This window comes from Nocardia sp. NPDC004654 (assembly GCF_040609595.1).
Lineage (GTDB): Bacteria > Actinomycetota > Actinomycetes > Mycobacteriales > Mycobacteriaceae > Nocardia.
On record NZ_JBEXKI010000003.1, the window covers coordinates 729979 to 755413 of the forward strand.

A 25435-nucleotide genomic window follows, 5' to 3' on the forward strand; every position below is an offset into this window, starting at 1 on the left:
CTGGTCAGTCTAGTGCTCGGAACCTGTCCGCTTGCTGCGGCGTCGCCGGGGCGACGATATCGATCACCTCGAGCAGCGCGCCGCGCGCCATCCGACGGGGTTCCGGGTTGCTTTCGCTCAGCGCCGCGACCACCGCGCCGTCCACCACCGCGACCACCCTGCGTAGCTGTTCGGGCCGCACCATCCGGTCCGAACGCCGCAGCACGTCGGCGAGCAGCTCGTCGAGCTGGGCGCGCAGCCGTAGCTGGACCTCGCGTAGCTCTGGATGTCGCGCCGAGGCCACCGAACGCTCGTATCGGGCGATCAGCTGACCACGCGCGCCTTCGTCGGGCCCGTCGGCGCCGACCAACAGGTCCAGCACCAGGTCGACGGTCGCCTCGGCGCCGCGGCGGCGGTGACTCACCTCGCCGACCCTGCGGCGCATCGCGTCCAGCTCCGCGTTCCCACTGAACTCGACCGCGCGGGCGATCAGGTCTTCCAGGGACTCGAAGTAGTACGTGGTCGAGGCGAGCGGTAGATCCGCGCGCGTGGCAACCGAGCGATGCCGCACCGCATCGAATCCGCCTTCGAGTAACAACTCGGCGGCGGCCGCTACCAGAGCCTGGCGACGCCGTTCGCCTTTCGGGGTCGTCGCGGTTATCACCGTGCCATCGTGCCAGTCGTCATCAGTTCATCCGTGCGAAATCGAGAGTCGAAAGCCAGCAATCGTTGTTTTACCCCATCTGGGCGTTCCCGGTGTCGAACTGTGGAAACTTGTTGTCGGACATGAGGTTCAGGCGCCCAGATAGTAGCCGAGCCGCAGCAACGCCGCCTCGATATCCGCGGTGGCGCCCGCAAACGAGAAGCGAACGGTGCGGTGCCCGGCCACGGTGTCGAAGTCGATGCCGGGCGCCAAGGCCACCCCGGTGTGCTCGAGCACCTCGGCGCACCACTTGCGCGAATCGTCGGTCAGGTGGCCGATGTCGGCGTAGGCGTAGAATGCGCCGTCGGCGGGGGCCAGGTCGGTGATGCCCAGCTTCGGCAGGCCGTCCAGCAGCAGCCGCCGGTTCACCGCGTAACGCTGGACGTGGCCGTCCAGCTCGGTCTTGGCCTCGGCGCCGAAGGCGTGCAGCGCCGCGTATTGGGAGACGGCGGGCGGGCACACCGTCATGTTGGAGGCCAGTCGCTGCAGCGCGGGTCGCAGCCTGCTCGGCGCGAGCATCCAGCCGAGCCGCCAGCCGGTCATGGAGAAGTACTTGGACACCGAGCCGATAACCACGGATTCGCGAGAGGTCTCCCACGCCGAAGAGGTCTGCGCCGCCGAGCCCGGGGTCTCGTAGGTGATGCCGTGATAGATCTCATCGGAGATCAGCAACGTCCCGTGCGTGTCGCACCAGCGGGCGAGCGCGGCGAGCTCGGCCGGGGTGATCATGGTGCCGGTGGGGTTGGCCGGGCTGGCGACCACCAGACCGGCGGGCGGCTCGGGCAGCGATTCGAGCATGGCCACGGTCGGCTGGAAGCGGGTCTCGGGGCCGCAATCCAGTTCGACCACTCGGCAACCCAGCGCGGTGAGGGTGTTGCGGTAGGCCGGGTAACCGGGCCGAGCCACCACGACGGTGTCGCCCGCGTCGAAGGCGGCCAGGAAGATCAGGGTGAACGCGCCGGACGACCCGGTCGTCACCACCACCTCGTCGGGGGCCACGTGGTAGCCGTAGGTGTCCCTGTGGTGCTCGGCGATCGCCTCGCGCAGCTGCAGAATGCCGAAAGTCTCTGTGTAACCGAGCAATTCGGCGTCGATCGCGGTCTTCGTGGCGCGCAGCACCGGAGCGGGAGCGGGCGTCGAGGGCTGACCGGCCGCGAGCACCAGCACGTCGCCGTGGGTTCGGGCGCGCTCCGCGGCGGCTTTCCAGACATCCATCACGTAGAAAGGTGGAATGGTCGACCGGCGAGATTCTCCTGACACCCGACAGACGGTAGACCCTCGGACCCGGCGGCAGGTCGCCAACGCTCGGCTTTCCTCGAAGAGCTTTCTCGGCCGACACCTGCCCACATCCGTGCTTGCGTCCCGCGCGCACGGCTAAGGTCGGCGTAATGCTGGAAAAGGCTCGCCGCGCGGGGCTCGAGCGGGTACGCGGAGTGGGAGGCATCGGCGTCATTCCGCCGGATTGGCGTGCCAAGGTGCGGGAGCGGTCCGATCGCGACCCGCGCCGCCTGCTACACCGCGCCCGCGCCGAATTCGCCGAACTGCGCCGCCGCCCCCTGCCCGACCCGCGGGACCTGTGGACCGAACAGAAACGGCAGGACTACCGAGCGCTGCTGCGCAAACATCGGGTGCTGATCGCGGGGCTGGCGGTGACACTGCTGGTGGCCGGGGCCGATTCACCGTTCGACTGGGGCGTCGGCCACCGCGATCCCGGCCCGAACGAGGCCATGCGGGTGTTCTTCGCCCATCCCCAGGAAATGCAATCGACCCCGCCCTCGGTGCGCCGCTACCTCAACGCCATCGCGAGCGGCGAACGGCGCCGCGAACAGGCCGTGGTCGCCGCCGCGGCACGAGCGACTCTGGAGCGGGCCAAGGCCGAAGCCGCCGCGGCCGCCGCGGGCGAATGGCAACCCTGGATGGGCGGCACCGCACCGCTGCCGCCCGGCTCGATCCTGCCGGGCGTCGGCGGATTCGTCCTACCGACCCGTGGCACCTTCACCTCCGGATTCGGTTCGCGCTGGGGCACTTTCCACAACGGCATCGACATCGCCGCGCCCATCGGCACCCCGATCTACGCCGTCGCCAACGGCACCGTGATCGACGCGGGCCCCGCCCAGGGTTTCGGCCTGTGGGTGCGCATCCGCCACGACGACGGCTCGATCACCGTCTACGGGCACATGTACGACTTCTTCGTCTCCGTCGGCGAACGCGTCCCGGCGGGCATGCAGATCGCCCGCATGGGCAACCGCGGCGATTCCACCGGCCCGCACCTGCACTTCGAGGTGATCGTCGGCGGTCGCCACGTCGACCCGCGCGCCTGGCTGGCGCTGCACGGCCTCAGCTTCTAGTGCTGCGTCCAGAATCACCCCGCGAAGCGGGCGGTCACTTCGTCGGGACGGCGATCCGGTCCTCGACGGCGGCGAGGCCGATGTCGGTGCGGTAGTGGCTGCCGGGCAGCTTGATCGAGGCGATGCGGTCGTAGGCCTTGGCGCGGGCCTCGGCCAGATCGGCGCCGACGCCGACGACACTCAGCACGCGTCCACCCGAGGAGACCAGCGCACCGTCCTCACGCTGCGCTGTCCCGGCGTGCAGCACGGCGGCGGCGTCGTCCGGAGCGCCTTCGCCCGCACCGGTGATCACGTCGCCGAGGCGCGGACGGCCAGGGTAGTTCTCGGCGGCGACCACCACGGTGATGGCCGAACCGTCCCGCCAGCGCGGCGCGGCGACCTCGGCGAGGGTGCCGGTCGCGGTGGCGTTCAGCAGCTCGCCGAGCGGGCTCTCCAGCAGGGCGAGCACCGCCTGCGTCTCGGGATCGCCGAAGCGGCAATTGAATTCGACCACCGCGGGTCCGTCCGCGCCGATCGCGAGACCGGCGTAGAGCAGACCGGAGAACGGGCAGCCGCGGCGCACCATCTCGGCGGCGACCGGCTTCACCACGTCCTCGACGATGGCGGTGCGGGTCTCCTCGGGCAGCCAGGGCAGCGGCGTGTACGCGCCCATGCCGCCGGTGTTCGGGCCGGTGTCGCCGTCGCCGACGCGCTTGTGATCCTGCGCGGGCAGCAGCGGCACCACGGTCTCACCGTCGACCAGGCAGAACAGCGAGACCTCCGGCCCGTCGAGGAACGACTCCAACAGCACCGGGTGACCCTGTTCGAGCAGTTCGGCGCCGTGATCGCGGGCCGCGAGCCGGTCGGCGGTCACCACGACGCCCTTGCCCGCGGCGAGACCGTCGTCCTTGACCACCCAGGTGGGGCCGAAACGATCCAGCGCCGCGTCCAGCTCGGCGGGGTTGTCGACGACCTCGCTGTGCGCGGTCCGCACACCGGCGGCCGTCATCACGTCCTTGGCGAAGGCCTTCGAACCCTCGATCCTGGCGGCGGCGGCCGACGGGCCGAAGCAGGCGATGCCCGCGGCGCGCACCGCGTCGGCCACACCGAGCACCAGCGGCACCTCGGGGCCGATCACCACGAGGTCGGCGGCCAGCTCGGTGGCCAGCGCGACGACCGCCTCGGCCGAGGACGGGTCCACCGGACGCACCTGCGCGTGCTGCGCGATGCCCGCGTTGCCCGGCGCGGCGTAGAGCGCGCTCACCGCGGGATCGCGGCGCAGGCTGAGGACGAGGGCATGTTCACGGGCTCCGGAACCGATGACGAGTACGCGCACGGCCAACAGCTTAGGTGAAGCGACTACCCGCCTCGTCGGGCATCGGCCTTCTGGTCGGCTCGCGTTCGGCATCCGTTCGCCCAGCGTTCGGCGACCGCTCGCCGTCCCCGCACGAATTCGATTGTCGCCTTTCGCCCCTCGCGGCCTCGCCCCGTGGATCATGGGTGGGGAGGGTTCGGACCATCCGCCGAACCGTCTCCCCCACCGCGAAGGACGTACAGATCATGGGTCTGATCGACGGACTGATGGGCAACGCCGGGCGCATAGATCCCGGCCAGGCACAGCAGGAGTACGGGAAGCTGCTCGGCAACGGCGAGCAGATCTACTCCGCCTACCTGCTGGTGCGCGATGCCCTCCTGTTCACCAACCGCCGCCTGATCTTGGTGGACAAGCAGGGCCTGTCCGGCAGGAAGGTGAGTTACCACAGCATCCCCTACCGCTCGATCACGCACTTCGCGGTGGAGACGGCGGGCACCTTCGATCTGGACGCCGAGCTCGTCATCTGGATCGCGGGCACGCACGAGCCGGTGCAGAAGCGGTTCAACCGGCAGGTCGACATCTACGAGGTGCAGGGCATCCTTTCCCACTTCGTCGCTGTGTAGCGCGCGGCCGTCCGCGGACTACGCTGCGGATATGGCTTCCGTCTTCAGTGCGATCATCGCAGGTCAGATCCCTGGTCGATTCGTATGGCAGGACGACGAATTCGTCGCCTTCCTGACCATCGCGCCGGTCACCCAAGGCCACACGCTGGTGGTGCCGCGCAAGGAAATCGACCACTGGCAGGACATCGACGCCGAGACCTTCGCGCGGCTCAACGGTGTCGCGCAGCAGATCGGCAAGGCGGTGCGCGCCGCGTTCGACGCGCCGCGCGCCGGTCTGCTCATCGCGGGCCTCGAGGTGCCGCACCTGCACGTGCACGTCTTCCCGGCCTACAGCCTCGGCGATTTCGACATCTCCGGAGCGGACCCCAACCCGTCGCCCGAGTCGCTGGACGAGGCGCAGGCCAAGATCAAGCAGGCGCTGCGGGATCTGGGTCACGGGGCCAACGTGCCGGACTGAACGGGTCGGCGCGAGGCACGCGCGGCGATGCGGGCAGTCGGCCGACGAGCAGCTGGACGGCTGGGCCGCAACGGCACAGGGCGACGGCTCGCCCACAACCACACAGGGCGGCTCGTTCACAACGACACAGGGCGGCTCGCCCACACCGACACAGGGCGCTCGGTTTTCGAAACCGAGCGCCCTTTCCATTTTCATGACTGTTCAACGAACTGCTCTGTCCCGCAGGCGCACTGCTCTACACTTCTATGGGTAACCGTTCCGTTGCTCGCAGACGGCGTTCAGACTTTGCAGGTCCGCACGAAACGAGTGGTGTCATGGCCGATAACCACGGGCAGTTCCCCTCTCCGGCAACACCTTCGCGTCTTCTCCATAGGATCCTTCCCGGTCGCAGAAGACCCCTCGTCGCCGACCGACTATCGCCCGTCGGCGAAACGCACCGCGCGGAGCGCTGTTGATCCAGCGCCGAAGGTGCCTCCACTCCCCGCACTTTCGAATCTCCGCACGCCGCCCGGCCGCTCAGCGGTAGCCCTCCGTGACACAGGCACGCTCGGCTCCGCACCGAAACGGCGATCCACCGTCCGCGCCCGGACGATCGACGCACGTCGCAGTATGTCGACTTGCCGAACCGCAGGGTCCGCCGCGCACTTCTCGAGTTCCGGATTTCCCAACCGCCGTGGAGGGCAACGATGGTCACAGCAGTGGATTTCGCAGCACGACAGATCGACCCGCGAGCCATCCGGGACGCCGGACACGTCGCGGTGCTCTCCTACGTCTCCACCTCGCGCCCCGGCTCGAACTTCGGGGCCAAACCGCTCACCCGCGAGTACGCCGACCGCATCCGCGCCGCGGGACTCGACATCGTCTCGATCTGGCAGTACGGCAAACCCGGCAATCCCGAGGCTCCTTCCGACTACACCCTCGGCTTCGAGGGCGGCGCGCGGATGGGCCACGAGGCGAGGGAACGGCACTTCGCCGCGGGCGGGCCCGGCTACTGCCCGATCTACTTCGCCGTCGACGAGGACATCGACGAGCACACCTGGAACACCAAGGCGGTGCACTTCTTTCGCGGCGTGAACAACGCCATCGGCCAGGAGTGGACCGGAGTCTACGGTCACGACGAGGTGTGCCTGTGGGCGATTCGCGACGGCGTCGTCGGGCGGTCGGCCACGCCGGGCCGGTATTGGGCCTGGCAGACCAAAGCGTGGTCGGAAGGCGATATCGCCGAGGGGATTTCGCTGTATCAGCGCATCGTCGACACCCCGTCGACACCCGGTCCCAAGATCGACGGCACCTCCGTCGACGTGAACGACATCTACGCCGCGGACTACGGGCAGTGGTCGATCGACCGTGCACCGAGGCCGGTGGCCAAACCCGAGTACGTCGAGCTCGATCGGATGGGCAACTCGCGCAGCAGCCGCCACGGCGCACGCGTCACGAACTTCCTGCTGCACACGCAGGAGGGCAACGGCACCGCGGAGTCGCTGGCGAACTACCTGAACAACACCGCGAACGGCGTCTCCTACCACTACACCGTGCGCGACGGCATCGTGTGCGACGTCGTCGACACCGACTACGCCAGCTGGAGCGTGCTCGACGCCAACCCGTTCACGATCAACCTGTGCTTCGCCGGATCCCGCGCCGGGTGGAGCAGGGCGCAGTGGCTGGAACGCGAGGACGATGTCCGGATCGCGGCGTGGCTCGCCGTCCAGGACGCACGCAAGTACGACTTCGAGCCGATCGTCATCCCGCCGCCGTACTGGCGCGGCGAGGGCATCTCGGACCACAAGTACGTCACCGAGGAATTGGGGATCGGCACGCACACCGACGTCGGCTACAACTTCATCTGGGACCGGCTGGAAACCTTCGTCAACGAGTACGCGGGCGGCGGACCCCCGCCCGGCCAAGCCAACGCCATCAACGACGCGGCCGCTGCCGCACCGTGGCTCGGCAGGCGGCTCACCCCGGGCGAGATCCCGACCCCGGACGGCGTCGGCCGCCGCGCCGAATTCGAGAACGGCCAGGTGTATTGGCACCCGAACACCGGCGCGCACGCCATTCCCACACGGTTGTTCGACAAGTTCGCCGAACTCGGCTGGGAGACGGGCCCGCTCGGCTGGCCGATCACCGACCTGACCATCCTGACCGACGCCGCGGGCGCGCGCCTCGGCGAAGTCCAGGGCTTCCAGGGCGGCGCCCTCTACCTGCGCTACGGCGCCGACCGCCCGCCGGTCTGGGTGCACGGCGCGATCCGCGACCGCTGGAATCGCTCCGGTTTCGAAAAGGGCGCTCTCGGCTGGCCCCTCGCCGACGAGCAGTCCTTCGACCGCGGCGCCTACCAGCGCTTCGAGCACGGAACCATCTACTGGCCCGGCCGCCGCGACACCCTCGCCCTGCTCGGCAACGACGGACCGGACACCCCTCTCCCCGACCGCGATTGAGAGAGCGCAGGGCACGCGCCGCACAGGATTGAACTGACGACCTTTCGCTTACAACAACGACCGAGCCTCTACCACTGAGCCCAGCCGCGCAGCGGCTGCAAATGGGCGCCCGGTCCGGAGACCGAGCGCCCACTGCTCAACGAGCCCTGGTCAGGATTGAACTGACGACCTTTCGCTTACAACAACGACCGAGCCTCTACCACTGAGCTCAGCCGCGCAGCGGCTGCAAAAAGGGCGCCCGGTCCGAAACCGAGCGCCCTCTGTTCGACGAGCCCCCTGTCAGGATTGAACTGACGACCTTTCGCTTACAAGGCGAGTGCTCTACCACTGAGCTAAGGAGGCGAGAAGCGGTGCCCATCATAGCCGGGCTCGCCCGCCGCGTGACACCGGCTTTACGGTGTCACGCGGTGGCGGCTCAACGAGATGTCCCGGCGCAGTATCGGATACCGCGGGTCAGGACTGGGCGCCCTGCCGGGCCGCGTCATCGGCGGCCATCGCATCGCGCAGACTCTTCGGACGCATATCCGTCCAGTTCTTCTCTACGTACTCGACGCAGGCAGCGCGGCTGTCCTCACCGAACACGACTCGCCATCCGGCCGGAACCTCGGCGAACGCGGGCCACAGGGAATGCTGTTCCTCGTCGTTGACCAGGACGAAGAAGCGGCCGTCTTCGTCATCGAAGGGGTTGGTGCTCAATTTCACCTCACTGGATACTGGCGCTGTGTACGGGATCTGCTCCAGGGTCCGTCCGGCGCGGCGACCGTGCTGATCACGAGTCGTACACCGGAAGAACTCCCCGAGCGTTGTGTCGACCCTAGCAAGGGAGACGTTACGTGTAGGTGGTTACCTCAGGCGGCGAAGAAATCCAGGAGGATCTTGTTGACCGCCTCCGGCCGCTCCAGGTAGCCGAAATGCCCCGCGTCGGGGATCTCCTGGTAGCGGGCGCCGGGGATGGCGTCGGCCACCTCCCTCGTGAGGTACGGGGGGATCATCCGGTCGTCGGCGAATCCGACGCCGAGGCACGGCACCGAGATCGCGCGGTAGGCCTGCACCCGGTCGAAATCGTGGTCCATCTTGCGCTGGGCGCGGATGCCAGGGGTGACCGGTCCGCCGGTGAATTCGAACAGGTCGAGCCAGTCGCGCGCGGAGTTGGTGTTGGCCATGGTGGCGGGCGAAAGGTTCATCACGGCGGTCACCGCGGCCTCGTACTTCGCGGGCAGTTTGACGCCGCTGGCGTCGAGATCGTGTTCGCCGAGCGAGAGCGTCTTCTGGAACTGGTCGAGCCGCCCGTGCCCGGCCATGAAGACGGCCTTGCGCACCAGGTCGGGACGGGCGAGGGCCAGCTCCTGGGCGACGCGCGCGCCCATCGAGGTGCCGACGACCAGCGCGGGTCCCTCGTCCAGCAGTTCGATGAGACCGGCGGTGTCGGCGACCAAGTCATCGATGGTCATGCCCGAAGCCGCCTCGAAGGACGGCGCGATGCCGCGGTTGTCGAACGTGCAGACCCGGTATCCGGCGGCGACCAACGCGGGCACCTGGTGCAGTTCCCAGACCCGGCCGGGGCTGCCGGTGCCCATGATCATCACGACGAGCGGGCCGCCGCCCTTGACGTCGGTGCCCTTCGCCCGGTCGCCCTTGACCTGGTAATTGAGGGAGATTCCGTTCACCGTCGCCAGCGGCATTTGTGGACCCTTTCGTGTGGTTTATGCTGCGCCCCACGGTATAGGCATGGGGGTGAGGGTGCACCAGGCACTCGGGATAAGCGACATACTGGTGCGGCGGCGCCGATTCCATACCGTGAAGTGGCTCCGAGGCCTTGGGGGTCCAGCGTCGCTTACCATTGACTATTCGTACGCACGAGCGTAATGAGCCGGGAGGACAAGAAGATGGCCGCGAAGGGCAGCGCGAACGATATCGCGGACGACGAACTGGAACCACTCGCCGACGAGACCGCACGTCAGGCGCAGCGGGTCGTCGCGGCCTACGCAGAGGACGCCGACGAATGCCGGATGCTGCTGTCGATGCTCGGCATCGGACCCAGCGGCCGCGGCGAGTAACGCCCGACCCCTCGCTCGACGACAACGGCGCCGTCGACTCGACAGATCAACTCCAACGCCGAATCAGCGACGCGTGACCGCGGCGAGAGCGACGGGCCCCGACCGGGAACCGCGTGACCGCGAAGACACCGCGAACGCCGCCAACCAAATAAGGATGCGTGAGTGGACCAGATGACCGAACAGCTGTCCGACGACTCCGAACACGCCCCCGAACTACCCGAACCCGAACCACAGGAGTCCGGCGCCCCGCGCGCCGTATCGATCGCTCCGGAGGGCGCCGGTTCGGGTTTTGTCGTTGTGGCCAACCGTCTGCCCGTCGATCTGGAGAAACTGCCCGACGGCAGCACCCGCTGGAAGCGCAGCCCCGGCGGCCTGGTGACCGCGCTGGAGCCGGTGTTGCGCAACAACAAGGGCGCGTGGGTCGGCTGGGCGGGTGTGCCCGACGTCGAGGTCGAGCCGATCATCGAGGACGGACTGGAACTGCATCCGGTGCCGCTGTCGGCGCAGGAGGTGACCGACTACTACGAGGGCTTCTCCAACGGCACGCTGTGGCCGCTGTACCACGACGTGATCGTCCGGCCCACCTACGACCGCAGGTGGTGGGCCGCCTACGTCAACGTGAACCGCCGGTTCGCCGAGGAGACCGCCAAGGTCGCCGCCGAGGGCGCGACCGTCTGGGTGCAGGACTACCAGCTCCAGCTGGTGCCCAAGATGCTGCGCATGCTGCGGCCGGACCTGACCATCGGCTTCTTCCTGCACATCCCGTTCCCGCCGGTCGAGCTGTTCATGCAGATGCCGTGGCGGACCGAGATCATCGAGGGTCTGCTCGGCGCCGATCTGATCGGATTCCACCTGCCGGGCGGTGCGCAGAACTTCCTGTATCTGGCGCGGCGGCTCGCCGGGCAGCCGACCTCGCGCGGCACCGTCGGCGTGCGCTCGAAGCTCGGCGTGGTGCAGGTCGGTTTCCGCACCGTGCGGGTCGGCGCGTTCCCGATCTCGATCGCCTCGGCCGAGCTGGACGAGCACTCGCGTCGCCGCTCGATCCGGGAGCGGGCGGCCAAGATCCGCGCCGAGCTGGGCAATCCGAAGAACATCCTGCTCGGCGTCGACCGCCTCGACTACACCAAGGGCATCGACATCCGGCTCAACGCGCTGGAGGAGCTGCTGATCGACGGCCGGGTCGATCCCACCGAGACCGTGATGGTTCAGCTGGCGACCCCGAGCCGTGAGCGCGTCGAGAGCTACATCCAGATGCGCGGCGACATCGAGCGCCAGGTGGGCCGGATCAACGGCGAGTTCGCCAGGGTCGGCTATCCGGTGGTGCACTACCTGCACCGTCCCATCCCGCGCGACGAGCTGATCGCCTTCTTCGTGGCCGCGGACGTCATGCTGGTGACGCCGCTGCGCGACGGCATGAACCTGGTCGCGAAGGAGTACGTGGCCTGTCACAGCGGACTCAACGGCGCCCTGGTGCTCAGCGAGTTCACCGGCGCGGCCGCCGAACTTCGGCAGTCCTACCTGTGCAACCCGCACGACCTGGACAGCGTGAAGGACGCCATCGTCTCCGCACTGGAAGACAACCGCGACACCAAACGTCGCCGCATGCGCTCCCTGCGCCGCCAGGTCCTGGCCCACGACGTGGACCGCTGGGCCCGTGCCTTCCTGGACGCCCTCGCCCAGGACCAGGTGGCGGGCAGCGCTCTGCTGACCGACGAGGACGTCTACCCGGAGTCGGACAACCCCACGCGCTGACGCCCACAGCTAGTTCCCAGGAATCCTCCAGCGTCCTCGCAGACACGTGGCGCACCATGAACCCATGACTGGTGCGCCCGCGGAGCGGTCCCCCGAGGCCAGGGTGCTGGTGGTGGACGACGAGCCGATGATCCTCGAGCTGCTGTCGGTGAGCCTGCGCTACCAAGGCTTCGAGGTGGAGACGGCGATCGATGGCGCGCAGGCGCTGGACCGGGCGCGGAGCTTCCGGCCGCAGGCGATGATCGTCGACGTGATGATGCCGGGCATCGACGGCTTCGGTCTGCTGCCGCGGCTGCGCGCCGACGGCATCGATGCGCCGGTCCTGTTCCTCACCGCCCGCGACGACGTGCAGGACAAGGTGGCGGGGCTGACACTCGGGGCCGACGACTACATCACCAAGCCGTTCAGCTTGGAGGAGGTGGTGGCCCGGCTGCGGGTGGTGTTGCGCCGCGCCGGGCACAGCGCGCCTGCGAAGGAGAGTTCGCGCCTGCGCTTCGAGGACATCGAGCTCGACGACGACACCCACGAGGTGTGGAAGGCGGGCGAGCCGGTCGCCTTGTCCCCCACCGAGTTCACCTTGCTGCGGTACTTCATGGTCAATGCCGGAACCGTGCTGAGCAAGCCGCGCATCCTGGATCACGTGTGGCGCTACGACTTCGGCGGTGAGGTCGGCGTGGTGGAGACCTACGTGTCGTATCTGCGCAAGAAGGTGGACACCGGCGAGCAGCGCCTGATCCACACGTTGCGCGGCGTCGGCTACGTCATGCGGACGCCGCAGCGCGGGCGTCCGGGGCAGTGAGCGCGGATTCGGTGCACACCGAGGACGATCGGAAAGCGCCAGCCGCCAGCCGAACTCGGCCGTCGGAGCAGCGCCGCGCCGCCCGTGAGGCAGACCGCGCGAAACGGGCACGGGAAGCTCTTGGGCAGCGGCTTGCCGCGATTCCGCTGCGGGTCACGCTGGTACTCGCACTCGTGGCGCTGGCTGGGCTCGGCCTGGTGGCTTCCGGGATGGCGGTCACGTCGTCGCTGGAGATGTCGCTGCTGAACCGCACCGATCAGCAGCTGCGCGACGCCGCGATGACTCGTGTCCGGATGACCCGCCCGCCGCTGCCGCCGCCGAGTCCGCCGTCGGATCAGCGCAGCGCGCCGAGCTCGTTCTACATCTTCACCGAGAACCACGACGGCACCGGCTCTTTCGTGTTGCAGCCCTTCGACGTCGAAGCGGCCCCCGCGCTGCCGGATCCGCCGTCCCCGCGTCCGGTGACGGTGGGCTCGGCGGGCGACGCCGACGTCCAGTGGCGCGTGATAACCGTGCACAGCCACGAAACGACCACGACCATCGCGCTGCCGCTCACCCAGAACCAGGAGACCGTGCGGCGACTGGTGATGCTGCAACTGGTGATCGGCGCCGCCGTGCTCGCCGCCCTGGCGCTGGCCGCCTATTTCGTGATCCGGCGCAGCCTGCGCCCGCTACGCCGGGTGGAGAACATCGCGGCGGCCATCGCCAGGGGCGACCTGCACCGCCGAGTTCCGGTGCGCGGCACCAATACCGAGGTGGACCGGCTGTCCCGCTCGTTGAACGGCATGCTGGCGCAGATCCAGTCCGCGTTCGCCGCGACCGAGGCATCGGAGGCGGCGGCCAAGCGTTCCGAGGCGAAGATGCGCCGCTTCGTCGCCGACGCGAGCCACGAACTGCGCACCCCGCTCACCACCATTCGCGGTTTCGCCGAGCTCTACCGGCAGGGCGCGAACACCGATCCCGCGATGTTCATGGACCGGATCGAACGCGAGGCGCAGCGGATGGGTCTGCTCGTGGAAGACCTGCTGATGCTGGCCAGGCTGGACGCGCAGCGCCCGCTGGAAACCGGCACGGTGGATCTCCTCGCGGTCGCCAGCGACGCGGTGCACAACGCGCGCGCCGTCGCCGCGGCCGCCGACCCGGATGGTCCGCGCCGCCCGATCGCGCTCGAAGTGAGTTCCGGTTCAGGCACTTTGGAAATCCAGGGCGACGAGACCAGATTGCGCCAGGTGCTGGCGAACCTGCTGAACAACGCGCTCACGCACACTCCGCCGGACGCCTCGGTGACGGTCCGCCTCACCCCCGCCGACGACGAGGTGCTGCTCGAGGTGTCCGACACCGGTCCGGGCCTGCCGCAGGAGGAAGCCGACCGGATCTTCGAACGCTTCTACCGCACCGACACCTCACGCGCCCGCGCCAGCGGCGGAACCGGTCTGGGTCTGTCCATCGTGCAGGCGCTGGTCGTCGCGCACGGCGGCACGGTCCGCGTCACGAGTGTTCCCGGCGAAGGCGCCACCTTCACCGTGCGGTTGCCGCGCGGGGACGGTACCCGCGACAGCCATCACACGAGGCTCTAGATCGGCGTCACCGCATCGACGAGCCAGCGGTCGTCGGTCTTGTCCAGCGTGACTCGCACGCGGCTACCGGTGGTGGTTCCTTGCGGCGATTCCTTGCTGGTGGTCACCTGGTTCAGGTACAGCAGCACCACCGCGTGGTCGCGGTCGGCGGAGACCACACCGCTCGCCTGCGTGGTGGCCTGCACGGTGAGCTGCTTCTCCTTGGCGCCCGGCGCGATGGCCTCGGTGATCAGCTTCAGGTAGTCCTCGCGGAAGTCGGCGGACAGGTTGTCCGCGGCCTTCGGCAACTCGGTGTCCACGCTGGTGAAGTTGTAGCTGAACATCGCCGAGACGGCTCGGTCGGCCGCGGTAACCGCGTCCTGCCGCGCCTGCTCGTCCTGCCGGTCCGACCAGTACCCGAACCCGTTGATGGCCATCACGATCACCGCCGCCAGCGCCACCGCACCGGCGGCGCCCGCCACGATCAAACCCCGTGTTTCTCTCATGGCACGAACTCCACATTCGAAGCGGACAGGCCGGAATCACCGCGGGTCACGGTGACCCGGAAGCGGTAGAACCGCGTCTGCGGCTCGGCTTGGCCCGCGTTGGTCAGGGTCTGCTTGGCGGCGACGAGCACCTTCGCCGAATCGTCGGCGTCGCTTTCCAAAGCCGCCTCGACGATCTCGCCGTTGGACACGACCTTGGCCTGCTGCACGATGCTCAGGAACGGGTCGACCCGGCCGTCGAATTCGGTCTTGAACTGGCCCGAGGCCAGCGAGAGAATCCGGTCGATGTCCTCCTTGGCGGAGTCGGCCCGGATGGTGGTCAGGTTCAGGATCGCCTGCCGCGCGGTCTGCACGTATTCGGTGCGGCGCTGCTCGCGCATATCGGCCGACCGCGTGACGATCGTCGAGACGACGGCACCGGCCACCAGGGCGAGGACCAGGACCGCCGAAGCGGCCATCGCCAGGATGCGGCCGAGGCCGAGCTGATCGCGGAGCGAGCCTGGGGTCTCGGTGTCGCCGGAGTCGTCGGAGGTCCCCTCGGCGGTCGCCGATTTCGCGGACTCCGGCTTGTCGAGGTCGATCGAGGTCGAACCGGCGGAATCGCCGCCCTTCGGCAGCTCGACGGAATCGGCACTCTCAGCGCTCACGCTCGTCGCCGACTCGACCGAATCGGCACCCTTGGCACTGACGTCCCGGCCGACGGAATCGGCCCCGTGCAGCGGCGCCGCACTGGCGCTCACGCTCTTCGCCGCCCCGGCACTTCCCGCACCCGCGCCCGTCGCCGCCGCGGCGATGACCTTCTCCGTCACCGCGGACGCGTCCTCCACTGGCGGCCCCGCCGACCGACTGGCCCGCCTGCGCGTGCGATGTGCATCTCCGTTGATTTCACTCATCGTTGCTGCTCCTCGAACATCGCCTGCCAGCTGGACGGTACCGTGCCGGAACCACCGGGTCCGATATCTCCCTGTCGGTAGGTCCGGCCGTCGGGGCCGATGTAGACACCGGTAGCCGGATCGTAGGACTTCGCCGCCGCGGGCGTGCTGTACGACGCGGGCGCGACCTCGGTCCCTTCGGGCTCGGACCCGCTCGCGGGCGCCACCGGCTGCGGCGGGCCGAACGGCGGGTTGTCGCCCACCGGCACGTAACCGGTACGGCACAGCTCCGGCGTCGGCGCGCGCACGCCGGGGTACTCCATACATGGCGTGTTGCGGATGCCGCGCACCTCGATGGGCGAGTCCTGCGGGATCTTGCAGTAGAGGCCGGGCGGCGTGTCGACGATATCCAGTTCGCTCGGCGAGCGGCGCTCGTCTTCGGGCAGGAAGCCGGTGGTGCAGGCGGGCGGGTCGTTGACCGTCGCCATGAAGTCGACGAGCACGCCGTATTCGACCGGGCCGCGCACCGCGGTCATCAGCGCTGCCACCAGTGGCGGGTACACGACCAGGATCTGTTCGAGTCCCGCGTGGTAGATGTTGGTCACCTGACCGACGCTGACCAGGTTCGAAAGCAGCAGCGGCAGTGTCGGTTCCAGATCCTGGAACTGCGCGGTCACCCGCCGCACGGCGGCCGGGCCTTCGCGCAGGATGTTGGTGAGCGCCGGGTCGTGCGCGCGCAGCTGATCGGTGACGGTGGCCAGGTCGGCGGTCCACGACCGGATCGCCGCGTCCGAGCGGATCTGGGTGTCCAGCAGCGGACCGATCTGCTCGATCAGTTTCTTGGTCGGCTCGCTGCTGTTCTGCGCCTCCTGCACGAGCAGCGAGGCCGAGTCGATGAAGCGCTGCAGATCCGGTCCCGCGCCGTTGAAGGCGCGGAAGGCCTCGTCGATGACCTGACGCAACCGCGTGTCGGCGACGCTGGAGAGCAGGCGATCGGTCTGGTCGAGCAGCGTGCCGACGTCCTGCGGCAGCTTGGTGCGATCCTGCGGAATCACCGCGCCCGCCGCCAGATTGCCGCCCTTGGGGCTCTCCGCGGGAATCAGGTCGACGTACTGTTCGCCGATCGCCGAGACACTGCGCACCCAGGCGTCGACGTCGGAGGGGATCTTGTAGTCGCTGTCGATGGACAGCTTCGCCTCGACGCCGTCCGGCGTGAGCCGGACCTCTTGCACCTTGCCCACATTGGTGCCGCGATAGGCCACGTTGGCGGTCGGGTAGAGGCCGCCGGTCGCGGCGAGCTGCACGGTGACGTCGTAGCGCCCGATGCCGAACATGGCGGGCAGCTGTACGTAGGTGCCCGCCATGATGGTCAGGCCGATCACGGTCAGCACGGCGAAGATGCCGAGCTGCACGCGGACGAATCGGGTCAGCTTCATCGGCCCGGACTCCCTTGCGGCGCAATGTTTCCCGCTCCCGGCAGCGGCACGGTCAAACCTGGAATGGCGGGCAGACCGGGTATCGGCGGCAAACCGGGGATGGTCGGCGTCGGCTGGCCCGGGGCGGGCGTCTGCAGCGGGCCGGTCGCCGGGTTGCCGCTGTCGCTCGCGGTGGGCGGGGCGAAGCTGCCGACCACGCCCTCGACACCTCCGAACCGGCCGCCGAGCGGGGTACCGGTGAGCCAGTTGGAGTCGAGGCGCTTGGCCGTCATGTCCACCGTCATGAACAGATTCAGGTAGTCACCCTTGATCGCCTTGTCGAGGTTCTTCATCGGGAACGGGAAGGTGAGCAGGATCTTCAGCGACTCGATGAGGTTGTTTCCCGTGTCGGACAGCTGCTGGAGCACCGGCTCGAGGTTAGCGAGGTTCGCCTTCAGGTTCTCCCCGCTCATGCTGACGACCCGCTGGGTCACGTCGCTCAGCTCACCGAGCGCGGTGATGGCGTGGGTGATGTTCGCCCGCCGGTCGGCGAGCACGGTCAGCGCCGGGTGGATGCGCTCGATCGCGCTGCCGAGGACGTCGCGCTGCTGCGCGAGCTGCCCGCCGAGGCGGTCGAGGCCCTCCAGCGCGGCGATGATGTCGCCGGTCTGCGCCTGCAGGTTGGTGGTGAGCTCGTTCAGCTGCGGAAGCAGGTCGCGGATAGCGTCCTCGCGTCCGCTCAGCGCGGCGTTCAGCTCGCGAGTGATGGTCTCGAGCTGCGCGACGCCACCGCCGTTGAGCACCACTGACAGCGAGGAGAGCACCTGCTCGGTGGTCGGGAACGCACCGGCCCGATCCAGCGGGATGACGTCGCCCGCCTTCAGCTCGCCTTCCGCGGGCACGTCGGTCGGCGGACCGAGTTCGATGTGGTTGCTGCCGAGCAGACTGGTCTGGCCGATCTTGGCGACCGCGTTGGCGGGCAGTTTCACGTCGGGGTTCAGCGAGACGGTGACCAGCGCGTGCCAGTTCTCCACCTCGATGCCGGACACCGTGCCCACCGGGACGTCGTGCACGCGCACCGGCGAATTCTGAGTCAGCGTGGTGACATTCGGCATCTGGATGCGGATTTGGTAGGAGCCTTCGCCGGTGCCTTCGGCGCCCGGCATCGGCAGCGAGTTCAGTCCGTCCCACTGGCAGCCGGTGGCGCCGAGGGTCAGCGCGACACCCATCGCGAGGACGGCCGTCTTCCGCAGCGGTCGCATCATCGCCCTCCTCCCGGAATGGCCAGGCCCGCAAGGCCACTCGGCACGCTGATCGGCGCGGGCTGCGGTGTCGGCGCGGGTGCGCGCTCCTCCAGGCTCGGCGGGCTGTACGTCAGCTGGTTGGGGAAGGCGTGCACGCCGGTGGCCGGGTTCGCCATGATCGGCACGTAGTTCATGGCCAGCGAGTCGATGACCGGCGCGAGATAGGTGGCGCACAGATCGGCGGAGCGATCGGAATCGTTCTCCTCCAGCGCGCGCACCGAGCCGCACAGGAAGCTCAGCGGGTCGGCCGGGTTGTTCAGCGCGATCGCGCCGGTGACAGTGCCCTGGGCAGGCTTGTAGAGCTGGTAGAAATTCACCAGCGCCGTCGGGCCCGAGTGCAGCACCCGTTCCAGCTCGGGGCGCTTGTCCACCAGGATCTGGGTGACCTCGGCCAGTCGCTGCACGCCCTCGGTGAGCTCGGCTCCGCCGCCGTCGAGGAAGCGCTTGACGTCGGCCATCGCGATATCCAGATTGTCCAGTCCCGCACCGAGATCCGACGAGACGCCGGCCAGCACCGAAGACACCGAGGCGAGCCTGCCGCCGAACTGAACGATCTGCTCGTTGCTCGCCGAGAGCACCTCGACGAACTGCTGCAGGTTGCGGATGGTGCCGAACAGGTCGGTGCGCCCGTCGGAGAGGGTGGTCAGGGTGGCCGAGAGTTCCCGCAGGGTCTCGCGCATCCGGTCGCCGTTGCCGTCCAGGTTGTCCGCCGCGGTGTTGACGAAGCGTCCGAACGAGCCCTGCTCGTCGTCGCCGACCGGGCCGAGAGTCGTTGCCAGCTTGGACAACTCGGCCTTGATGTCGTCCCACTCCACCGGGACCGCGGTGCGCTCGATCGGAATGGTCGCACCGTCGGTCAGCTTGGGTCCGCCGGTGTAGGCCGGGGCCAGCTGGATGAAGCGCGCCGAGACCAGCGAGGGCGAGATGATCACCGCGCGCGCGTCGGCGGGGATGTCGATGCCGCGATCTATGGTGAACTCGACCCTGACCTGTTCGCGGCCGGGCTCGACCTTGTCGATCCTGCCGACGTCGACGCCGAGCACCCGCACGTCGTCGCCGACGTAGAGGCCCGTGGTGGACGGGAAGAACGCGGTGACTGTCGTGGTCCCGATCTTGGTGATGCCGCGGTACGTGCCAGCGAGCACCAGCGCGGCGACCAACACGCCCGTGAGTATCCACACCCAACGAGGGGCCTTCTGAACTACTTTCGGCATTTTCATCGCGGCGGCTCCTGGACCGCAGGCCCGATCGACGGGGGCGGATTCAAGAAGAAGTTGCGCAGGTCGTCGGGCAGGTGCTGCGGCCACACCAGCGCGTCGACCAGAGGCTGAAGACCGACGGAGGTCGCGTTCACCACGTAGGCGTTGAACCACGGGCCGTTGCCGACCTGCTCGCCGAGTGCGGCGGCGAACGGGCCGAGACCGTCGAGGGCCTTGGTGAGGTTGTCGCGGTTGCGCTGCAGCAGACCGAGCACCGAATTCAGCCGGTCCAGTGCGGGTTTCAGCTGCGCCTCGTTGTCGGCGACGAGGCCGGACAGCTGCTGGGCGAGCCCGTTCACGTGCACGATCAGCTGCGAGATCGCGGTGCGGCGGCGGTCCAGCTCGCCGAGCAGTTCGTTGCCGTCCAGCAGCAGCGCGTTGATCTGGCCGCTGCGGTCGGACAGGATCTTGGTGACGTTCTGCGCCCGCCGCAGCAACTCGGACAGCGCCTCGTCCCTGGCGTTGATGGTCCGCGAGAGCTGGGTGACGCCGTCCAGTGCGGAGCGCAGCGGGGCCGGGGTGTCGGCGAAGGTGGCCGAGAGAGCGTCCAGGGTCTCGTCGACTTTCTGCATATCCAGGCCCTGCACCGTGCCCGCCAGATCACCGAGCGCCTCGTTGAGCGAGTACGGCGAAGTGGTGCGGTCCAGCGGGATGGTGTCGTCGCGGCGCAGCGCGCCCCCACCTTGCGGCAGCAGCTCCAGCGACTTGCGGCCGAGCACGGTGTTGGTCTTGATGGCCGCGGAAGTCTTGTCGCCCAGGATGATCGACTCGTCGAGGGTGAACTTCACCAGCACCTTCGCGCCGTCCAGCTCGACATCGTCGACCCGGCCCGAGCGCACGCCAGCGACCTGAACCGGGTCGCCGGGCACCAGCCCGCCCGCGTCGGCGAAGTAGGCGGTGTAGAGGGCGCCGCCGCGGATGAACGGCAGCCGGTCGAATTGCAGCGCCGAGAGCGCCACCGCTATCGCGACGACGATGCCGACGATGCCGATCGTCACGGCCGGAGATCGCTGCTCGTTCATTCGGGGGCACACCTTCCCGTCTCCTGCCCGCCCGGCATGTTGATGTGCAGCGGCTGTCCGTTCGGCCCGTCGATGATGAAGTTCGTGCTGCATACGTAGAGCGCGAGGAACGAACCGTAGGAACCGATGCGGATCAACTTCCGGTAGGTCTCCGGCAACCGTTCCAGCACCCACTGGACGGTGTCGGAACCGTTGTCCAGGTTGGTGGCCAGTCGACCGGTCTGCTCGATGGTGCCGCGCAGATCCGGCCGGGCCTGCGCGAGCAGGTCGGTGAGATCGCCGGTGGCGCCCGCGATCCTCGGCAGCGCGTCACCGATCGGATCCCGGTCGGCGGCCAGCCCGCTGACCAACCGCTGCAATTCGGTGAGCGTGGTGTCGAACTGCTCGCCGCGCTCGTCGATGGTGGCCAGCACCGCGTTCAGGTTGTCGATGACGCTGCCGATCAGCGCGTCGCGCTCGCCGAGCGTCTTGGCGAACGAGCCGCCGCTGTTGAGCAAGGAGACCAGCGTGCCGCCCTGGCCCTGGAAGATCTGCAAGAGCGCGTTGGTGAGATCGTTCACCTGACCGGGGTCCAGCCCGCGCAGCAGCGGTTTGAAGCCGCCGAGCAGCATGTCCAGATCCAGCGCGGGCGAGGTCTTGTCCTTGCCGATGGTGCCGCCCTCGTGCAGCTTTTGGGCCGAGCCCGGCCCGTCGAGGAGTTCCATGTACCGGTCGCCGACCAGGTTCTCGTACTTGATCGTCGCGCGGGTGCTGGTCAGCAGCTGGTACTTGCGGTCGACGTCGAACTCGACGTGCGCCAGGTTGTCCTTGCCCACCTTCACCGAGGTGACCGAGCCGACCGGCACGCCGGCGATGCGCACTTTGGCGCCGGGCAGCATGCCCGAGGAGCTGGTGAATACGGCGTGGTACCCGTACTCCCGCGCGAAACGCATCTGGCTGAACACGATGACAAGTCCGGCGAAGACCAGCGTCATCACCAGGGTGAAGATGGTCAGCTTCACCGTCGTCGCGGTATTTCTCACGGCGCGCTCACCCCCGGCAGCCCGGCGAACAGCAGCTGGAACACCTTGGGGCCGTTGAATTCGATCTTCATCGACGGCACGTAGGGTGCGCCCTCGTTGGTGTCGGTGACGACGTAGTTCGCGTGGCTGCCCGGCACCCGGTCTTCGAGCCCCTCGCAGCGCGGGCCGCCGGTCGCGTTCACCTTCGGCAGGTCCTCCGGATACTTGTACGGCTCGGCGCCGAACATGAAGTTGGTGTTCATCGTGACGCCGGGTTGCATGCCGCCGAACATCGCGTCGGCGACCGGCATCAGCCGTCCGATCGCGTTGATCATGCAGTGCAGACCGGGGACGTACTCCTCGAGCAGCCCGGTGGTCGGGCGCAGCAGATCGAGCGCGGTGCCGAGGTTGTTCTCGTTCTCGCGCAGCACCGAACCCGTCGTGTCGGCGAGGCCGACCACGTTGGCGAGCACGTCGTCGAGGCCCTGCCGCTCGTCGACCAGCGTCTGGCTGGTGGTGACCGCGTTGTCCACGGTTCGCAGCAAATCACCAACGGTGTCCGCGTAGATGTTCGACACTTCGGCGGTGGCCGCGAAATCCTGCTGCAACGTCGGCAGCGTCGGGTTCATCTCGCGCAGGTAGACGTCGAGATTCACCAGCAGCTCGCCGAGCGTCTCGCCGCGGCCCTGCAGCGCGGTGCCCAGCGCGGAGAGTGTCGCGTTCAGCTTCTCCGGCTCCACCTTGGCCAGCACGTCGGACAGGTGCTGGAACAGCGTGTTGAACTCGACGGTCACCTTCTCGGCGACGACGGTCGCGCCGGGCTTCAGCGAACTCGACGAAGGCTCTTCCGGCACAACGAAGTTGACGTACTTCGCGCCGAACACGGTGGTCGACCTGATGTCGACGCCCGCGTTGGCGGGCACCAGCTTCAGCATCTCGGGATCGAGCGCCAGCTTCAGCCGCGCGCCGTCGGCCTGCTGGGTGACATCGGCGACCCGGCCGATCTCGACGCCACGCACCTTCACTTTGGCGTCGGGGTCGAGCACCAGGCCGCTGCGCGGCGCTTCGACCAGCACCGTGGCGGTCTTGGTGAACCCGCCGACGAACATGGTCAGCGCGATCGCGACCACCGCGACCAGCACGAGCACCATGGCGAGGCCGGCGAGTTTGTACTTGAACTTCTCCATACCGCCTACCCGGAAAGATGGAAGTTGCCGGAGGTGCCGTAGATGGCCAGCGAGATCAGCAGGGTCACCGTGACCACCGCGACCAGCGAGGCCCGCACCGCGTTGCCGACCGCCACACCCACGCCGACCGGGCCGCCCGCGGCGTAATAGCCGTAGTAGGTGTGGATCATCATGACCGCCAGTGCCATGAAGATCGCCTGGGCGAAGGACCAGAGGATGTCGCTCGGGATGAGGAACGTCGAGAAGTAGTGGTCGTAGACGCCCGCCGACTGCCCGTAGATCACCACCGTGGCGAACCGGGCCGCCACGAACGAGGCGATCACCGCCAGCGCGTAGAGCGGCACGATCGCGATCATCCCGGCCAGCACCCGCGTCCCCACCAGATACGGCACCGGACGGATCGCCATGACTTCCAGTGCGTCGATCTCCTCGGAGACCCGCATGGCGCCGAGCTGCGCGGTCGAACCCGCGCCGATGGTGGCCGCGAGGCCGATGCCCGAGATCACCGGCGCGGCGATGCGCACGTTGATGAACGCGGAGAAGAAGCCGGTCAGCGCCTCGACGCCGATATTGCCCAGCGAGCTGTAGCCCTGCACCGCGATGGTGCCGCCCGCGAACAGTGTCAGGAACCCGACGATCACCACCGTGCCGCCGATGACGGCGAGCGCGCCGGTGCCCATGCTGATCTCGGCGATCAGCCGGATCGTCTCGGTTCGGTAGTGGATGAGGGCGCGCGGCATGGAGGCCAGCGCCTGCCCGTAGAACACGGCGTGCTTGCCCACCGAGTCCAGCGAATCCGATATCCGGCGCACCCGCCGCACCGCTCGGGGGAAGCGGGACTGGATCACGAAGGCCATCGCGTCACCGCACCGTGAACTTGATGCCGACGGCGGTGACCACCACGTTCACCACGAACAGGGCCATGAAGGCGAAGACGACGGTCTGATTCACCGCATCACCGACACTCTTGGGACCGCCTTTGACGTTCAGGCCGAGGTAACAGGCCACCAGTCCGGCGATCAGCCCGAACAATCCGGCCTTCACTTCGGAGATGATCAGCTCGGGCAATTTGGTGAGCAGCGTGATGCCGTTGACGAACGCGCCGGGGTTCACGTCCTGCAGATAGACGGAGAACAAGAATCCGCCGACGATGCCGATCGTGCACACCAGGGCGTTGAGCAAGAGCGCGACGAACATCGAGGCCAGCACTCTCGGCACCACCAGCCGCTGGACCGGGTCGATGCCGAGAACGCGCATCGCGTCGATCTCTTCCCTGATGGTTCGAGCGCCGAGATCCGCGCAGATCGCGGTGGCGCCCGCGCCCGCCACGATGAGCACGGTGACGATCGGTCCGACCTGGGTGACCGTGCCGAACGCCGCGCCCGCCCCGCTCAGGTCGGCCGCGCCGATCTCGCGCAAAAGAATGTTCAGCGTGAAGCTCACCAGGACGGTGAACGGGATCGCGACCAGCAGGGTCGGCACGATGGACACGCGCGCGATGAACCAGGACTGATCGATGAACTCACGCGCTTGAAAGGGCCTGCGGACGCTCGCGCGGGCGACTTCCGCGGTGAGTTCGAAGAACCCACCGACGGCCCGCAACGGGACAGCAAGGACCTCGTTCATCCGCGATCCTCCTAGCTCAACTGCACGTACTGCTGCATGGCGCGACACGGCACCATGGCCGCGTCGCCGGATTGATTAGAACATGTTCACATGGTCGTCGTGCGTTTTCTTCACATTTGAACTGCACGTTTTCTAGATGACGGCCCTCGAATATGAAACGTGTGTCATACGAAGGCGGTGACCCCGTTGTGAGGAGTCACACACCATCACCATGTCTACCAAGTGCCGGACTCATGATCAACAGCTGGACAGTTGATCAGTTGTTTCCTCGCCGATCGCGGCGATCGCCCAGGCGCTCAGCCGAGTTCGGTCAGCGAAGAGGCCGAGAAGGTCTGGCCCGCCGGTCGCTCGGCGAAGTAGCCGGAGAGCGTGTCGGCGAGATCGCCGGAGTCCCAAGCGTCGCCCGCGGCATCGAAGCGCCGCTCCACGACGGGCGCGGCCATCAGCGCCACCATCGGTCCGTAGACCACGAACAACTGCCCGTTGACCGAATCGGCCGCGGGCGAGGCGAGATAGGCGACGAGCCGCGCGACGTGATCGGGCGAGAGCGGATCGACACCGGCCTCGGGAGCCGCGCTGAACACCGCCTCGGTCATCGCCGTGCGCGCGCGGGGCGCGATCGCGTTGGCTCGCACGCCGTAGCGCGACAGCGCCCGGGCGGCCGAGAGAGTGAGGGCGGTGATGCCCGCCTTGGCCGCGCCGTAGTTGGCCTGACCCTCGGGGCCGAGCAGGCCCGCCTCGGAGGAGGTGTTGATCAGGCGGCCGTAGACCGGCGCGCCCGCCTCCTTCGACTTCGCGCGCCAGTAGGCGGCGGCGTTGCGGGACAAGAGGAAATGGCCGCGCAGGTGGACCGCGAGCACGGCGTCGAAGTCCTCGTCGGACATGTTGAACAGCATCCGGTCACGAGTGATGCCCGCGTTGTTGACCACGATGTCCACGCTGCCGAACGCCTCGTTCGCGGTGCCGATCAACGCGTCGGCCGTCGAGCGTTCCGCGATGCTGCCCGCGACGAACTCCGCCTTGGCGCCGAGCGCCCGGATCTCGGCGAGCGTCTCGGCGACCGCCTCGGATTCCGCGAGGTCGTTGACCACCACCGACGCGCCCGCGCCCGCCAGTGCGAGCGCCTCGGCCTTGCCGAGTCCCGCGCCCGCGCCGGTCACGATCGCCACACGGCCCGCCAAACTCAGATCAGTTTCGTTCACCGGCCCGACTTTAGAACGTGTTCCAACCTACTGGC

Annotated in this window: 24 protein-coding genes and 1 tRNA gene; 8 read left to right on the forward strand and 17 right to left on the reverse strand. The window is 68.3% G+C overall.

The features are described 5' to 3' along the window. Positions 1-4: 4 nt before the first annotated feature. Positions 5-643 carry a TetR family transcriptional regulator gene (locus tag ABZV58_RS13150; protein ID WP_355000341.1) on the reverse strand — a complete coding sequence of 213 codons (639 nt, stop codon included), beginning with the start codon at positions 641-643 and terminating at the stop codon, positions 5-7. A 129-nt stretch (positions 644-772) separates the two neighbouring features. Continuing rightward, positions 773-1942, reverse strand: a complete 1170-nt coding sequence (locus ABZV58_RS13155; RefSeq protein WP_355000342.1) for a pyridoxal phosphate-dependent aminotransferase — start codon at positions 1940-1942, stop codon at positions 773-775. A 128-nt stretch (positions 1943-2070) separates the two neighbouring features. Between ABZV58_RS13155 and ABZV58_RS13160 the strand changes: the two genes are divergently transcribed. Continuing rightward, complete coding sequence (locus ABZV58_RS13160) at positions 2071-3030, forward strand: M23 family metallopeptidase (RefSeq protein WP_355000343.1); 960 nt, start codon at positions 2071-2073, stop codon at positions 3028-3030. Between the two features lie 34 nt (positions 3031-3064). On the opposite strand, the gene purD is transcribed toward ABZV58_RS13160, so the two are convergent. After that, entirely contained in the window at positions 3065-4345 is a 1281-nt protein-coding gene (gene purD, locus ABZV58_RS13165) for a phosphoribosylamine--glycine ligase (RefSeq protein WP_355000344.1), read from the reverse strand. A gap of 224 nt (positions 4346-4569) precedes the next feature. Between purD and ABZV58_RS13170 the strand changes: the two genes are divergently transcribed. The 3 genes from ABZV58_RS13170 to ABZV58_RS13180 all read left to right on the forward strand — a co-directional run bounded on the left by ABZV58_RS13170 (position 4570) and on the right by ABZV58_RS13180 (position 7842). Further along, a complete protein-coding gene (locus ABZV58_RS13170; RefSeq protein ID WP_355000557.1) occupies positions 4570-4947 on the forward strand; it encodes a PH domain-containing protein in 378 nt (125 codons plus the stop codon). Between the two features lie 31 nt (positions 4948-4978). Continuing rightward, positions 4979-5404, forward strand: a complete 426-nt coding sequence (locus ABZV58_RS13175) for an HIT family protein (protein ID WP_097247837.1) — start codon at positions 4979-4981, stop codon at positions 5402-5404. Between the two features lie 686 nt (positions 5405-6090). Next, a complete protein-coding gene (locus tag ABZV58_RS13180) occupies positions 6091-7842 on the forward strand; it encodes a glycoside hydrolase domain-containing protein (protein ID WP_355000345.1) in 1752 nt (583 codons plus the stop codon). 270 nt (positions 7843-8112) lie between these two features. Here ABZV58_RS13180 and ABZV58_RS13185 read toward each other — a convergent pair. The 3 genes from ABZV58_RS13185 to ABZV58_RS13195 form a co-directional block, all read right to left on the reverse strand. Next, positions 8113-8184, reverse strand: a tRNA-Thr gene (locus ABZV58_RS13185). Positions 8185-8295: 111 nt separating this feature from the next. After that, on the reverse strand, positions 8296-8538 hold the full coding sequence (locus tag ABZV58_RS13190) for an MbtH family protein (RefSeq protein ID WP_011207082.1): 243 nt from the start codon (positions 8536-8538) through the stop codon (positions 8296-8298). 152 nt (positions 8539-8690) lie between these two features. Further along, a complete protein-coding gene (locus tag ABZV58_RS13195; RefSeq protein WP_355000346.1) occupies positions 8691-9524 on the reverse strand; it encodes an alpha/beta hydrolase in 834 nt (277 codons plus the stop codon). Positions 9525-9707: 183 nt separating this feature from the next. Here ABZV58_RS13195 and ABZV58_RS13200 point away from each other — a divergent pair, with 183 nt between their 5' ends. From ABZV58_RS13200 to ABZV58_RS13215, 4 genes are all read left to right on the forward strand, one after another. Continuing rightward, the gene (locus tag ABZV58_RS13200; RefSeq protein WP_067791289.1) at positions 9708-9899 is read left to right on the forward strand and encodes a hypothetical protein; all 192 of its coding nucleotides are present in this window, start codon (positions 9708-9710) and stop codon (positions 9897-9899) included. Positions 9900-10061: 162 nt separating this feature from the next. Continuing rightward, positions 10062-11651 (forward strand): trehalose-6-phosphate synthase, encoded by a 1590-nt coding sequence (locus ABZV58_RS13205; RefSeq protein WP_355000347.1) that lies wholly within the window; start codon positions 10062-10064, stop codon positions 11649-11651. A 64-nt stretch (positions 11652-11715) separates the two neighbouring features. Next, entirely contained in the window at positions 11716-12450 is a 735-nt protein-coding gene (locus tag ABZV58_RS13210) for a response regulator transcription factor (protein ID WP_355000348.1), read from the forward strand. A 140-nt stretch (positions 12451-12590) separates the two neighbouring features. Further along, on the forward strand, positions 12591-14027 hold the full coding sequence (locus ABZV58_RS13215; RefSeq protein WP_355000558.1) for a HAMP domain-containing sensor histidine kinase: 1437 nt from the start codon (positions 12591-12593) through the stop codon (positions 14025-14027). Here the strand turns inward: ABZV58_RS13215 and ABZV58_RS13220 are convergent. From ABZV58_RS13220 to ABZV58_RS13270, 11 genes are all read right to left on the reverse strand, one after another. Continuing rightward, a complete protein-coding gene (locus ABZV58_RS13220; protein WP_355000349.1) occupies positions 14024-14512 on the reverse strand; it encodes a h domain protein in 489 nt (162 codons plus the stop codon). The genes ABZV58_RS13215 and ABZV58_RS13220 overlap by 4 nt on opposite strands. After that, complete coding sequence (locus tag ABZV58_RS13225; protein WP_355000350.1) at positions 14509-15321, reverse strand: hypothetical protein; 813 nt, start codon at positions 15319-15321, stop codon at positions 14509-14511. Before ABZV58_RS13225 ends, ABZV58_RS13220 begins: the two co-directional genes overlap by 4 nt. A gap of 80 nt (positions 15322-15401) precedes the next feature. After that, the gene (locus tag ABZV58_RS13230) at positions 15402-16820 is read right to left on the reverse strand and encodes an MlaD family protein (RefSeq protein ID WP_355000351.1); all 1419 of its coding nucleotides are present in this window, start codon (positions 16818-16820) and stop codon (positions 15402-15404) included. After that, complete coding sequence (locus ABZV58_RS13235) at positions 16817-18061, reverse strand: MCE family protein (protein WP_355000352.1); 1245 nt, start codon at positions 18059-18061, stop codon at positions 16817-16819. The genes ABZV58_RS13230 and ABZV58_RS13235 overlap by 4 nt, the downstream gene beginning before the upstream one ends. Further along, positions 18061-19323, reverse strand: a complete 1263-nt coding sequence (locus ABZV58_RS13240; protein WP_355000353.1) for an MCE family protein — start codon at positions 19321-19323, stop codon at positions 18061-18063. Before ABZV58_RS13240 ends, ABZV58_RS13235 begins: the two co-directional genes overlap by 1 nt. Beyond that, positions 19320-20384, reverse strand: coding sequence for an MCE family protein (locus ABZV58_RS13245; protein WP_355000354.1), 1065 nt, complete (start codon positions 20382-20384; stop codon positions 19320-19322). Before ABZV58_RS13245 ends, ABZV58_RS13240 begins: the two co-directional genes overlap by 4 nt. After that, positions 20381-21406, reverse strand: coding sequence for an MCE family protein (locus ABZV58_RS13250; RefSeq protein WP_355000355.1), 1026 nt, complete (start codon positions 21404-21406; stop codon positions 20381-20383). Before ABZV58_RS13250 ends, ABZV58_RS13245 begins: the two co-directional genes overlap by 4 nt. Beyond that, a complete protein-coding gene (locus tag ABZV58_RS13255) occupies positions 21403-22572 on the reverse strand; it encodes an MCE family protein (protein WP_355000356.1) in 1170 nt (389 codons plus the stop codon). Before ABZV58_RS13255 ends, ABZV58_RS13250 begins: the two co-directional genes overlap by 4 nt. A 5-nt stretch (positions 22573-22577) precedes the next feature. Next, the gene (locus ABZV58_RS13260) at positions 22578-23429 is read right to left on the reverse strand and encodes an ABC transporter permease (RefSeq protein WP_355000357.1); all 852 of its coding nucleotides are present in this window, start codon (positions 23427-23429) and stop codon (positions 22578-22580) included. 4 nt (positions 23430-23433) lie between these two features. Beyond that, positions 23434-24198: an ABC transporter permease gene (locus ABZV58_RS13265; protein WP_067791272.1), complete on the reverse strand. Its 765-nt coding sequence runs from the start codon at positions 24196-24198 to the stop codon at positions 23434-23436. Positions 24199-24494: 296 nt separating this feature from the next. Next, positions 24495-25400, reverse strand: coding sequence for a 3-oxoacyl-ACP reductase (locus tag ABZV58_RS13270; RefSeq protein WP_355000358.1), 906 nt, complete (start codon positions 25398-25400; stop codon positions 24495-24497). Between the last annotated feature and the right edge of the window lie 35 nt (positions 25401-25435).

Excerpts from the sequence above, each read along its gene's own strand:
- ABZV58_RS13160 (WP_355000343.1), top strand. The coding sequence starts at position 2,071 with ATGCTGGAAAAGGCTCGCCGCGCGGGGCTCGAGCGGGTACGCGGAGTG.
- ABZV58_RS13170 (WP_355000557.1), top strand. The coding sequence starts at position 4,570 with ATGGGTCTGATCGACGGACTGATGGGCAACGCCGGGCGCATAGATCCC.
- ABZV58_RS13175 (WP_097247837.1), top strand. The coding sequence starts at position 4,979 with ATGGCTTCCGTCTTCAGTGCGATCATCGCAGGTCAGATCCCTGGTCGA.
- ABZV58_RS13180 (WP_355000345.1), top strand. The coding sequence starts at position 6,091 with ATGGTCACAGCAGTGGATTTCGCAGCACGACAGATCGACCCGCGAGCC.
- ABZV58_RS13195 (WP_355000346.1), bottom strand. The coding sequence starts at position 9,524 with ATGCCGCTGGCGACGGTGAACGGAATCTCCCTCAATTACCAGGTCAAG.
- ABZV58_RS13200 (WP_067791289.1), top strand. The coding sequence starts at position 9,708 with ATGAGCCGGGAGGACAAGAAGATGGCCGCGAAGGGCAGCGCGAACGAT.
- ABZV58_RS13210 (WP_355000348.1), top strand. The coding sequence starts at position 11,716 with ATGACTGGTGCGCCCGCGGAGCGGTCCCCCGAGGCCAGGGTGCTGGTG.
- ABZV58_RS13220 (WP_355000349.1), bottom strand. The coding sequence starts at position 14,512 with ATGAGAGAAACACGGGGTTTGATCGTGGCGGGCGCCGCCGGTGCGGTG.
- ABZV58_RS13230 (WP_355000351.1), bottom strand. The coding sequence starts at position 16,820 with ATGAAGCTGACCCGATTCGTCCGCGTGCAGCTCGGCATCTTCGCCGTG.
- ABZV58_RS13235 (WP_355000352.1), bottom strand. The coding sequence starts at position 18,061 with ATGCGACCGCTGCGGAAGACGGCCGTCCTCGCGATGGGTGTCGCGCTG.
- ABZV58_RS13240 (WP_355000353.1), bottom strand. The coding sequence starts at position 19,323 with ATGAAAATGCCGAAAGTAGTTCAGAAGGCCCCTCGTTGGGTGTGGATA.
- ABZV58_RS13245 (WP_355000354.1), bottom strand. The coding sequence starts at position 20,384 with ATGAACGAGCAGCGATCTCCGGCCGTGACGATCGGCATCGTCGGCATC.
- ABZV58_RS13255 (WP_355000356.1), bottom strand. The coding sequence starts at position 22,572 with ATGGAGAAGTTCAAGTACAAACTCGCCGGCCTCGCCATGGTGCTCGTG.
- ABZV58_RS13260 (WP_355000357.1), bottom strand. The coding sequence starts at position 23,429 with ATGGCCTTCGTGATCCAGTCCCGCTTCCCCCGAGCGGTGCGGCGGGTG.
- ABZV58_RS13265 (WP_067791272.1), bottom strand. The coding sequence starts at position 24,198 with ATGAACGAGGTCCTTGCTGTCCCGTTGCGGGCCGTCGGTGGGTTCTTC.